Origin of the sequence: Marinicellulosiphila megalodicopiae, assembly GCF_045862395.1 — a bacterium.
Taxonomy (GTDB): Bacteria; Pseudomonadota; Gammaproteobacteria; order Pseudomonadales; family Natronospirillaceae; genus Marinicellulosiphila; species Marinicellulosiphila megalodicopiae.
This window is the reverse complement of sequence record NZ_AP023087.1, coordinates 2,722,355-2,734,808: the sequence shown is the minus strand read 5'-3', so window position 1 is coordinate 2,734,808 and position 12,454 is coordinate 2,722,355. Positions and strand designations below refer to the sequence as shown.

Genomic DNA, 12,454 nt, shown 5'->3' with positions numbered 1-12,454 from the left:
GAATATCAGTGGTTTTTTTTGATTAAAAATTAAGAGTTAAGAGTTAAAACAACTCAATATCATCAGAGTTGTCTTTTGTGTGTTCATGAGTACTAGAATAAGCTTTATAAGCTTCAAGCGCATTTTCTATGCTGTCACCGTCCATTATCTTATCAAAAACAACACGCTCTGATTCCATAGTATATTTGCGTTTTATTCCTTTTTGTAAATTGATCCAGGTTTCTGGCTGGTTACGTTTATCTTTATCACTGATGATATGGGTTAATTGATTTAAACTGTTTGATACATGATCTAAGCGTTGACTGATTCGATCATAAAATTGAAATGCAACAATGCCTTGTTGAATTTTTTCGTGTACTTCAGTTAAGTCTTCAGGATTAGAGGTGAGTTCATCAACGTCGCTTAATAATTTGTTAATTTTGTACGCGATATGAATAAAAGAGTCCGTCAGTTCTGACACGGATTCTCCGCCATCTGTCAGAATACTTTTTATTTGTACAACCGAAAGTGATAACAATCGAATGGTGTCATTTGTGTAATTCCAAACATCATCTGAAGGGGCGTGTTGTTGAATATTATTTGACGTTGCCATAGTAATTTTTCATTTTACAATTTATTTAATTTCAGAGTAGTTGAACATCTTAAACAGTGAAAATATTACTTAATGAAATTTACAATAAGACATAAAAAAAGCCTCAAAAGAGGCTTTTTAGTGTTAACCGAGATTAATCTTCGGCTAATTCCAATCTTTTTTGCTTATTTGCTTTTCGACGTTGATTAAATTGTGCGCCAAATAATAAAAGTGCAGGAGTAAATACTAAAGTCAAAATGGTCGCGAATGTTAATCCGCTTGCAATTGCGTTAGCCAGACCTGTCCACATTTGCGAAGAAGGAGATCCATAGGTTAAGCCACGCGAATCAATAGCAAACTCTAAGTTTATTGTAAATGCCATTGGCATTAAGCCTAGAATCGTAGTAATGGTGGTTAACATAACTGGTCTAATACGTTGTGCACAGGTGCGAATGACGGCCTCTTTAGCATCTAAGCCAGATTGGCGTAAGACATTAAATGTATCGATTAATATAATGTTATTGTTAACCACAATTCCTGTAAGGGAAATAATGCCTACTCCGGTCATGACAATGCCAAATGGTTTTTCAGTAATTAATAAACCAATAAGTACACCTGCTATCGCAAGTACAATTGACACCATAATCAAGAAGGTTTGGTAGAAACTATTAAATTGAATCAATAGGATGAAAACCATTAAGAAAATCGATGCAAATAATGCTTGGCCTAAAAATGCACCTGTCTCCGCTTGTTGTTCTTGGTCACCTTTAAATTTGAAGTTAACATCAGAAGACAGAGTATTACTATTTTGCATGCCTTCTAACGCTGTTGTTATCAAATTAATCACATCTTGAACGTTAGCTGATTCAATGACATCAATGTCTAAGTTAATACTTAGATTACCTTCAGTGCGTACAACCGTTCCTTTTTTAGGAGCCGCTTCATCTGTAACAAAGTTAGATAAAGGCACTTGTTGACCCTGAGCGCTAATTGTTAATTGTTGGATTTGATCTAAATCACGACCATTAAACGGGTAGCGCATATTAATATCCAGTTCGTCATCGGAATAATCAGGACGGAATGAGCCAATTTTCAAACCGCTAGTCACCATTTGTAATGAAGAACCAACAGAGTCAAGGCTAACGTTGTAGCGACTTGCCGCCTCGCGATCAAAAGTGATCTGCCATTCAATACCAGGAAGCGGTCGGCTATCTACCATTGAAGCAATTTGGTGCACCCCTTCATCGTTGATGAACGTTTGATTGCTATTAATCTCTTTTAAGATTGCGCTCATGGCTGTATTGAGTTCTGCTGCGGACTCAGCGTTAAATTCCATCTGAATATCAACAGCAGCAGTGGGCCCTTGAGCGGCTTTTTGGCTTTCAACGATCACACCTGCAATTGTGTTGGCTTCTTTAATGATCTTTTCCATTAATATTCCAACAGGCTCACGTTGTTGCCAATCGATCATTTCTAATTGAATAAAACCAATTGTATCTTCTGACTGATTTCTATTTTCTGTGGCATACACTGTAGTAGTCATTGCTTTGATGACATTAGAGCTTGAAATCTTAGATTCTACTTCACGCACTATTTCATCGCGTTCAGTAAGGGATAAATTGCCACGTGCTTTTACTACTATTTGGCCCATTCCCGAATCTTGCTCAGGGAAAAACTCAACTTTAGGGCTGGATCCTACATATACAAAGAATGTAGCGAATACAACAAATACAATACTTAGGGCTGTAATGCCTGGACGCTTGAGTAATACAGTCAGCATTTTTAGGTATAGGCCGGGTAAGCCCGTTACGTCATTTAAATCGCCATCACTACTTGCTTGTAATGAAGCTGCTTCTTTTTTAGTTAATGGTGAAGGCTTACCATAAATGCTTCCAAATGTTGGAATAATAATCAAGGCGACACCTAATGATGCACCTAAGGTTACCAGTGCTGTAATAGGTAAGTACTTCATGAATCCGCCCATTAAACCAGGCCAAAATAATAAAGGTATGAACACTGAAAGGGTAGTCGCAGTGGATGCGATAATAGGCCAGCTCATTCGAATCGACGCTTCTTTGTACGCTACTTTTCGATTCGCGCCTTCTATCATGCGTCTATCGGCGTATTCAGTGACAACAATGGCACCATCCACTAACATACCTAATGTTAATAGTAAGGCGAATAATACAACCATGTTAAGCGTAACGCCCATCATGTTTAGCACCATAATTCCGACTAAAAATGAAGTTGGGATGGCTAGTCCAACTAATGTTGCCGTTCTAAAACCTAGGAAAAAAACAATCACCACAAACACTAATAAGCTTGAAAAGATTACGTTATTGTAAAGAGAGTTTAAGCTGTCACGCGTGTCTTTTGATTGATCACCTGAAATAACCACTTCAATATCGGCTGGCCAAGAAGGTGTGGTTGTAATTTGCTCGGTTACTAATTTAATTTCATCAATCATTTCAAGTAGGTTTTCACCAGATGATTTAGACACTGCGATTGTAACTGAAGGTTTTGTATTCACTCGAGCTAATGTGTTTGGCTCTTTATAAGTACGCTGATAGGTCGCAATGTCGCGAAAGCGAACAACCGTTGATCCTTCGGTTTTAATTGGAAGGTCTAAAATTTCTTCAATCGTTGAAATCAAACCTGGTAATTTAACCGCAAAACGACCTGCGCCTGTATCAATGTTACCTGCTGTTACTAATTTATTATTATTTCGAACAGTTGCAATTAATTCAGCATGAGATAAGTTGTAACTTGCCATTAATGATGGGTCGACAATGATTTCAACAATTTCTTCGCGTAGGCCATTAATTGGTGCCTTTAGCACGCCACGAATAGACTCTATTTTTTCTTGTAACTCTTCAGCGGCATCAAATAATGAATCATCATCCACATTACCTGAAAGTGAAATATTAATTACCGGTAATTCAGATAAATTAATTTCAGTAACCGTGGGGTCATCAGCATCCGTTGGTAACTTGCTTTTGGCTTTATCAACTGCATCTTTAACATCTTGAATGGCGTCATCAATATCTACACCAGAGCGAAACTCAAGGTTAATGGATGCATGACCTTCACTGGATGTGGTGCTATAAGTCTTTAAGCCTTCTAGAGTTTTTAAATCCTGTACAAGGGGTTTAGCCAACATGTTGTCAGCATCTTCAGGGGAGATCCCCTTTAAACTAACTGATACATAAACGTTAGCTAATGAAACATCAGGGAAGTTTTCTTTTGGAATCGAAAAAAATGAAGCAATCCCGATAATAAATAGCACAGCAAATAAAAGGACAACAGCACGTGCTCGATCTAATGATGCAGCAATAATTGCGCTCATGAATTACTCCTCGTTGCTTAGTGAATCAGGGCGATAAGAAGGCATAACTTCTTCACCAGGCTCAACAAACCCTTGACCGACTACAATCAAATTGATATTTGTTGGTAAACCAGAAACCCACGTTCCGTCTACTTCTGATTTCACTATATTTACTTGATTTGTTTCTACTAGATTGTTCTCATTGATTGTGTAAATGGTCAGCATGCCATTTTGATCAAGGTTTAATAGTGCAGGGCTTAATTTATGAGCCATTTGTTTTTCTAAGGCAATAGAAACTTTGGCTGTAATCCCAGAACGTGGAGTGGCAACTGAATTTTTATTGATGGTTACTTCAACTTTGAAAGTGCGAGTAGATGGATTGGCGCTGGCATTAATGAATGTCACTTTGCCCATTACTTTTTCACCCGTTAATAATTGCACTTCAATTGGCATATCTACGTGAATGTGGCGAATATCGTTTTCAGATACCTGCAAGATCACTTGGTAAGGGTCAAAGTCAAATAAGTCCGCAATGCTCATACCTGTTGTAACGAAAGAACCTAATTCAAGGCTCATATTGTTTATAGTCCCAGAAAAAGGCGCTGTAATATCTAGGTGTTTGATACGTAACTCTAAGCTATAAACACTGGTTTTAGCTTGTTCATAAGCCGTTTTTGATTGAGCCAAAAGCGTTTTGTTTTGCAAGCCTTGTTTTTGTAATGACTGGTTTGCTTCATATTCAAGTAAACGTTGATCTGCTAGCGCTTTGGCTGAAGATAACTGAACTTTAAGATCTGATGGATCGATTTTAACAACCAATTCTCCTTTTTTCACAAAATCGCCATTTTTCTTTAAAATTGAAATGACTTCACCAGATGTTTGAGAGGTAATTTTTCCAACTCGTCCGGCTTGGGTTTCACCTGTTGCTTGAATGATTTTTGAAATGTTTGATGCTTTTGATTTTACTACTTGAACATTTGTCAAAGCTGAAATGTCCGAAATATCAGCCAATGATTCATCCTGACTTTTTTCAATATTGCTTCCAGTTAAGATATAAAAAGCAACGACAATAATGATAGAAGCCGCAATGTAATGCCCGAGTTTAATTTGCATGATCAAATTCCAAAAGTAAGAGTTGAGATTAATAAGTTGAATAAAAAGAATTGTGAATAATTCAATTGCCAAGACAATAATAAAGTTTCATTTTTTCTAATTATTTAAAAGTAGCGCATTTTGCTTATATTGAAACTAATCGTTAGTGCCATTAGTCAATTTCTTGCTAAAAACACGGGAATTAGTCAGCTTCGGCGATAAGTTATTGTGAAATATAGGATAGGTGTTAAATGTAAAATCCTGTGCTTAGAATTGGGGTTTATGACGATGTACACTGTTATACTAAAAGCCATTGCGTAATATCGGTATTAATATTAAGTGGGGACAAAAATGCGGGTGTGTGAAAAAGACTTAGGTGTCTATCTTGAAAATTTATCAGGTTATATTGCTTGGATGATTATGTGTTTTCTAATTGTCAAAAATCAGTCGGTGCATTTTGGCAATTCATCACCTGAAGTGGTTATAGCAATTTTATTAATGCTTGGCTTTATTGTGACTTTTTATTTTTCAATTCGTGATGAAAAGTACCACCATTACGATCGGTTTAAACGATTGATTGCAATTGATGCTCAGTTTGTATTTGTACTGCTTTTGTTTTGGGTAGTGGCAGAAGGATTTGTTGGGTTGTTGCTTTTGTTAGTGGTGGCACAGTTGCCGTTTAAAGTGAATCCGATTGTTGGTTTCTTCTCTACATTAGTCATGGCAATTGTCAGTTTATTTGTTTTAGAAAAAGCGGGGGTGCATTCAGGTGAGTTTTCTCCAATGATGCGTTATCTGTTATTTATAGGGATCAACTTTTTTGTGTACGCTATGGCTAGTAAGGTTCATCGAGACAAACAAGCCAAAGATAAGATCAGTTTATTAAATGAAGAACTGATCCTTACCCATAATTTATTAAATGATTCCGTAAAACAAGGTGAGCGCTTAAGAATATCAAGAGAATTACATGATTTATTGGGCCATCATTTGACTGCATTAATTTTAAATCTGCAATTTTTAACCCATACCACCGAAGGCAAGACTCAAGAGAAAGTTAAAGCGTCACATGATTTAGCAAAATTATTATTATCGGATGTGCGTGAAACGGTGCAAGATATCAGAAAAGATTCCATTATCAATTTAAAAGCAACCATTGAAGATATCATTAAAAAAATTCCTCGATTACAGATTGAGTTTAATATTAATTCCTCTTTTAGATTATCAAATGCTGCCATTGCAGAAGCAATTGTGCGTGTGATTCAAGAATCGTTAACAAACAGTTTAAAGCATTCTTCTGCAACAACTGTAAAAATTGATGTCCAGCAGGTAGGGGACGCGATCAATGTCAATATTCATGATAATGGCGGTCAGGCACTAAGAAATATGAATAAAACGTTTGCTGAAGGAAATGGCATAACTGGCATGCGAGAACGAATAGAAAGATTAGGCGGTCAATTGATAATTGATTTTAAACATGGTTTTAAAGTGGCAGTGAATATTCCACACGAAGGCAGTGAAACATTATGAACATAAACGTTTTATTAATAGATGATCAAACATTAGTACGAAGTGGTATTAAGAACTTATTAGAGTTAAGTGAGGATATAAAAGTAATCGCTGAGGCTGGTGATGGGGAAGCTGGCATTCAAAAATTGAGTGAATGTCAGCCTGATATTATTTTATTGGATATCAGAATGCCTGTTTTAAACGGAATAGACACATTAATAAAGATGCGCCAAATGGCCATAAAAATACCCGTCATCATTTTAACCACATTTGATGATAGTGAATTGTTTTTATCTGCTATTCAAGCGGGTGCAAAAGGCTTTTTACTAAAGGATGTATCTTTAGAATCTTTAACTGAAGCGGTCAGAACCGTTGCCTCTGGCGGTACTTTGATACAACCAACCATGACTGAACGAGTGGTAAAAGGGTATCATGAATTTCAAGGACAGGCACCTAAAGCCCCATTTGAAATGAGCGAGACACTCAGCCAGCGAGAGATTGAAATTTTAAGATTAATGGCAGGAGGTTTTTCCAATAAAGAGATTTCCAACGCAATATTTAAATCTGAAGGCACAATTAAGAATCATGTTTCTAGTATTTTGGCTAAACTGGGGGTGCGAGATCGAACCAGAGCCGTGCTTAAAGCAATTGACGGCGGTTTAATTTAATAATAATGAGAATGTATTAATAGTCTGTTCAGATAAAATATGCACAATACTCATTCCAATAAAGATTGAATTGATAATAAAAAAACTACTACAAGAAAGGTAATAAAAATTATGAAAATGCTCACTCAAATATGTTTCGTCGCAGTCACTTCTTTTATAGCGTTCCCACTTTTTGCAGGATCGATCACTGTCACAGCTTCTTCAGAAGCTGAAATTGTTCCGGATACCGCCACACTTTCTTTACAAGTACGTGCTGTTGAAAAACGTACAAACTTTGCGCGAGATAATGTCAGTCGTACATTTGATCGATTAACCATTGCTTTACGCCAATTGGGTGTTTCAATAAATGACATTGAACAATCGAATATTAAACAGGGTGATGAATTCAGTTATATAAATGGAAAACGAGTATTAAATGGTCAATTTGCATCGATGGATTTGACGATTGATGTGAATAAACTTGGAAATTTACAAAAAATTTATGATCAAATTGCTACTTATGATGACGTGACACTTAATAATACAAAATTTAAAATTGTAAATCAGCAAGCACAAGAAGATAATCAATTAGTGTTGGCATTACAAAAAGCAAAACACAAAGCGCAGATAATGGCAAAAACCTACCAACAAAACTTAGGATCTGCAATTAGCATAGTTGAAATCAATAGCCAAGTTATGCCGTTTATGCAAGCTAGAATGATGTCTGTAGAATCTGACTCACAAGCTCAACCAGGTTATGAATCAGTGCAGGTTAAAGTGCAAGTTCAAGTTGAGTTTAATTTAAATTAAAAAATAATGTCGAAAATAGTTTGAAAATGGCCCGGTATATTACTCGGGCTTTTTTGTGTCTACTTGAAAATACTGTCGTTGAATACCTGTAAGTATATCCTGGACAATTACTGTTAATTCCCATTTTAGTTGGTAACCTTTTTGAGTGAAAAAGAAATCAGTAATGGTTGATTTGTCGCTATCACTTAAAAATGAATCACTTAAATTAAATATTGCGTAATATGCGTACAATAATTTTAATTGATAATTGCTAAAGTTAGATTGTTGTAATGCTATTGTAAATTGCTTTTGAAATATCGTTTCCATAATCAATCGTTCATCGAATTGAATGCCTAATTGTTCTCTATAATGACTTAATCGAGTTGTTAATTGATGCAGTAATAATTCATAGGGAAAAACATAAACTAATTGATTGATTATAAAATCACGATTTTTAAGTTGTTTAATGGGTTGGTAGTTATTTAAAAAAATATAACAATCGATGTTGCTTGGATTTAATTTAAAACAAGGATCATTTGATTTTAACTCGTTAGGTTTTTTTAAGGATGCAATGTGAATATACATTAATGCATCTAATGGGTTTTCAGATAAATATGAGTCGATTAATGCAAAATCCAATGAGTCACTTTTGTTAAGGATTGATTTTTGAGTCACAACAGCATGAGATTTTGTTTGGCTAAATTCAAATGGGTTATTTTGGTTCCAGTTAGATTGATTGAATGATAATAAAACCAAGTCAAAGAAATAATTGTTATATTTAAATTGGTTACATTGACTATGTATGGAGTTTAATGCGTTTTCAAATTTTATAATGTAAATCGTAGCCCATTTTTTATTTAATTTATGTTCATATTTAATGGCTGTTTCTAAAGAGATTAAACAAGCATTCTTAGATAGTATTTTTGATTTTTTTCTAATCTTTTTTAGTGCTCGACTATTTCGTAATAAAGCTTGAGCGCTCCAGTTTAAAATTGCAAAATTTAAATCATAGTTGTTGTTTTGGATAAGTGCAGGCGGAGCAATGATTACGCCCAAAAAACTATCTTCGTGCACCATAATTGAAAGTTGAAGCTCAATTAAATGAATTAAGTAATTTTGAAACTCTTGAATGTTAGGTGTTTTATTGGACTCTAAAAGTGTTTTGGCCTTAATAAATAGATGCGCTGCTTGAATTTTATGCTTGCGGTCACTGTATTGGTTTAATAGTAACTCAGCTTGATTTTGAAAATACAAAGCTAAAAATACATCTTTAAAAGTATCATGTTCGGGTGCAAGTAATTCGTTTAAATTGTTGGTGTTTAATTGTTTGATTATAATCGTACTTTGTAGGCAAGCTTGCCAGTTTGTTTTAATGTTGTTGCAGTTGGTCGCTAGCCATAATTTCCACTGATCTAATTTAGTGTCTAAATTAGTTTCATTAAATGTAAAATCACTGGCAGGTTTTTGATGTGCCGGCAGCTCTTCATTTTTAATCGTGTTAAATAAATCATAGGTAACATGGGTGGTGGTTTGAGTGGGTGGGGGATTGATAGCGAAATTTGAACAACTATTTAATGCCCCTAAAGTGCTTAATAATATTAAATACTTTAGGGGAAAAAATATCCTTATTAGTTTAGTCATATGTTATTCGCTTTTACGTAATTGATCCGTGGTAGTTAGGGTGGTGATATCTTTTAAATATTGTTTGTTTGCATTGTATTGTTTGATTAATACATCATTGCTGCTTATATCAAATATGCTTAACTTTTTAGAGTTATTGGCAAGTATTTTAGTTTTTAATATGCGAACAAAGCTGTCTTTAGATAAATTTTCCAATTCAGCAGCGATTCTCATATTGTCATTAAAGTGGATGTGATTTTGGGTGATATGTTGCCAATGTTGGTCGGCAAGTAAAAATTCAGAAATAGGGCGCTGTTTTAATGAATAAGCAATATGAGTTTTGATAGTGTCAAAATTGTTAGAATCTATGTTTTCAATGAACGATAATGGCTCGGATAAAATTTGATCTAAATGTAAGTGTAAAAGCGCTGGGTCAATTTGGTTGGATGCCCAATAGAAATCGATGTAACTTTTTTTACCTTTATTAAATGCCTTAATTGAAACGCTGTTTTCGATGTCAGATAAATTTTTATCGTTAAAAGTCTCTTCAAAACGTTTTGAAATTAATTGATTGAAAAGCAATGATATTGCAATTGAACGATAATGTTCTTCATCTAATTCAACTCGGCTTAAAATGCTGGAGAATAGATTCTCAGTTTGAATTTTATACACGTAATGTTCATTGTTTAAATTAACTACTTTAGGTGTTAATGGTTCACCTTGATTGTTGTTGTTGTTGTTGTTGTTGTTGTTGTTGTTGTTGTTGTTGTTGTTGTTGTTGTTGTTGTTGTTGTTGTTGCCTTGGATTTTTTTAAAGTTTAATAATGATTTTTTAAAAAGTGAATTTGCAATATCTTCATTTTTAGAGTGATTGATATACATCAATGCGTGAGTGAAATCTAAATTTAACTCAAACTCAAGTAGTTGATTCATGCTGGTTGATTCAATCTGATGAATTAACTCGTCATTATTTTTACTACTCATTAAAATTTCATTAGCAAATTGAGTAAGTTGATTTAATTGCTTTAGTTCAAAAATGACTGAGTCTTTGGCTTGTTGTAAATTTTTTGTTGCGCTTTTTAAATGACGAATTTGATTTAAAAGAGCTAGCCACGTTGTTTCACTATGTTCAGAAGGTCCAGAAAATTTGAAATCAAAAGTGTTAAGTGCCGAATTGTATTCAAGACTCAAAGTAATATCACGTTGCTTGGCGGACCAAATAACATCTTGTATTTGTATTTGAAGATACCGACTGTATAAATATGCTAGGGATTGAAAGTTTTCTAAATTGTCCCGCTTAAGAGCCACTTGAAGATTGAACTGTGAAAATTTAGGTGTTGAAATATTATTAAAGTACCAAAGTGTTGCAGAAATTTGATTGTCAGTCGCTTTTAGTAACGTCGTTTTTTGTGGAGGGTTGCTGTATAAATTCGACAAAATATTTTCTGATTCAGTTTCACTAATAGGTTGCGTTAAATTAAATGGATTGTCCAAAAAGTGAAATACTTCATTTTTGGTTGTTCGTAATTGACTTAATAATCGGCTGCTTAAGCGTAAATCTTTAGTTGTTGTATATTGGTTTGATTCAATTGAAATGTATAAATTATCTGCATTAAATTGTGCGTGCAAAGAGTTAAATAAAACTGGATCAAAAGCAATGATGCTGTTTTCATTTTTTAAAATATCTTTTAACTCACCTGTTTGTAATTCGTTTAGTGAATGAATCCAATTTAACGGCGTGCTCATTTTAAATTGTGACTGAGTTAAATGATTATGTTGATTTTTTTGGTCGTAAGCATTTTTAAAGCTATCAACATTAAGTGAATTGAAATATGACATCCAAATATCTAAATTGTTAATGGTATCTACTTCTAATGTACCTTCTAGTGTTATTGTAAGCCCAAATAGCATTAAATCATTCCCAATAGATTTTAATGTTGGCTGGATGTTTATGATTTGATTGTGTTCATGGATTTGATGTTTGACACTATTTGGTGTGTCGGAGATCAGCGATTGGGTAATAAGGTCAAGATAGTTAAGTAAATTTACATTTTTTGTCGCATTAATTTTAAATCCAATAAAAAACTTCTGTAACTCTTGATCACTAGCTATTTTTTGCATAATTGGGAGCTGGTCGAATATTGGTAAAACTTCAATTTCAGCAAGCTCACGATAAGTTTTGGGTAATGATTGACTGGCGCTTTTAATTTTTTCATTTACGATTTCGGCTTTTATTTGGCTATAAACTATTAATTGTAAATAGTCACTATGAAAAAATTGTTGATAAAATCCAGTCATGTGATCAACATATGATGCTTCTTTTTGACTGTCTTCAAATGATGCTGATGATAGGCTATGAAAAAGATTATCTATTAATGGATCAAATTGGTTGTGATGAATCTCAATATCAATAATGGTAGATTGATCTAAATATGTCACATTTAGCGTACCAGCAAATTTTTGAATCCAGGTTTGAAATGAAACAGATTGATCAGAATTTGAGTTTATAATGGGTGTATTCAGTATCTGATTGATCAGATCTTCAATAAAACTAGTGTTGTTATATTGAGTATTTACAGTGCCAAATTTTAACTTTAGGCTGAGATTGATTAAGTGATTTGGATCAATGTTGTTAAGTTCATAAAGATTATTAGGATTGATTGGGGTGATATTTAATATATCGACTTGATTTTTACCTTCATCCACCCAATATCGTTGAGTTAATGATTGAGGTTTCCATATATTTGACACAGGCGTTGCTGGGATAGGGGCGGCTTTAAATGTATTGTAAACCACTAAAGATAATAACACGCTTAATGTAAGTAAAACCAAAGCCCACACAATAGGGCGTTTAAATCGTTGCAACATAAATAATCCAATGTATAAAAACTCATATTCTACCTA

General features: G+C 34.2%; 8 protein-coding genes. 3 read left to right on the top strand and 5 right to left on the bottom strand.

Annotated features, from left to right (window positions below):
* Positions 1-43: 43 nt before the first annotated feature.
* The 3 genes from TYM08_RS11765 to TYM08_RS11755 form a co-directional block, all read right to left on the bottom strand.
* Positions 44-592: a hypothetical protein gene (locus tag TYM08_RS11765; RefSeq protein ID WP_422379340.1), complete on the bottom strand. Its 549-nt coding sequence runs from the start codon at positions 590-592 to the stop codon at positions 44-46.
* A 133-nt stretch (positions 593-725) separates the two neighbouring features.
* Positions 726-3,917: an efflux RND transporter permease subunit gene (locus tag TYM08_RS11760; RefSeq protein ID WP_422379339.1), complete on the bottom strand. Its 3,192-nt coding sequence runs from the start codon at positions 3,915-3,917 to the stop codon at positions 726-728.
* A gap of 3 nt (positions 3,918-3,920) precedes the next feature.
* Complete coding sequence (locus TYM08_RS11755) at positions 3,921-5,009, bottom strand: efflux RND transporter periplasmic adaptor subunit (protein ID WP_422379338.1); 1,089 nt, start codon at positions 5,007-5,009, stop codon at positions 3,921-3,923.
* Between the two features lie 330 nt (positions 5,010-5,339).
* On the opposite strand from TYM08_RS11755, the gene TYM08_RS11750 reads away from it, so the two are divergent.
* The 3 genes from TYM08_RS11750 (at position 5,340) to TYM08_RS11740 (ending at position 7,951) form a co-directional block, all read left to right on the top strand.
* Positions 5,340-6,515 carry a sensor histidine kinase gene (locus TYM08_RS11750; protein WP_422379337.1) on the top strand — a complete coding sequence of 392 codons (1,176 nt, stop codon included), beginning with the start codon at positions 5,340-5,342 and terminating at the stop codon, positions 6,513-6,515.
* Positions 6,512-7,162, top strand: coding sequence for a response regulator (locus tag TYM08_RS11745; protein WP_422379336.1), 651 nt, complete (start codon positions 6,512-6,514; stop codon positions 7,160-7,162). The genes TYM08_RS11750 and TYM08_RS11745 overlap by 4 nt, the downstream gene beginning before the upstream one ends.
* Positions 7,163-7,273: 111 nt before the next feature.
* Positions 7,274-7,951, top strand: coding sequence for an SIMPL domain-containing protein (locus TYM08_RS11740; protein WP_422379335.1), 678 nt, complete (start codon positions 7,274-7,276; stop codon positions 7,949-7,951).
* Between the two features lie 39 nt (positions 7,952-7,990).
* On the opposite strand, the gene TYM08_RS11735 is transcribed toward TYM08_RS11740, so the two are convergent.
* On the bottom strand, positions 7,991-9,571 hold the full coding sequence (locus TYM08_RS11735) for a hypothetical protein (RefSeq protein WP_422379334.1): 1,581 nt from the start codon (positions 9,569-9,571) through the stop codon (positions 7,991-7,993).
* A 3-nt stretch (positions 9,572-9,574) separates the two neighbouring features.
* Positions 9,575-12,418, bottom strand: a complete 2,844-nt coding sequence (locus tag TYM08_RS11730; protein ID WP_422379333.1) for a hypothetical protein — start codon at positions 12,416-12,418, stop codon at positions 9,575-9,577.
* Between the last annotated feature and the right edge of the window lie 36 nt (positions 12,419-12,454).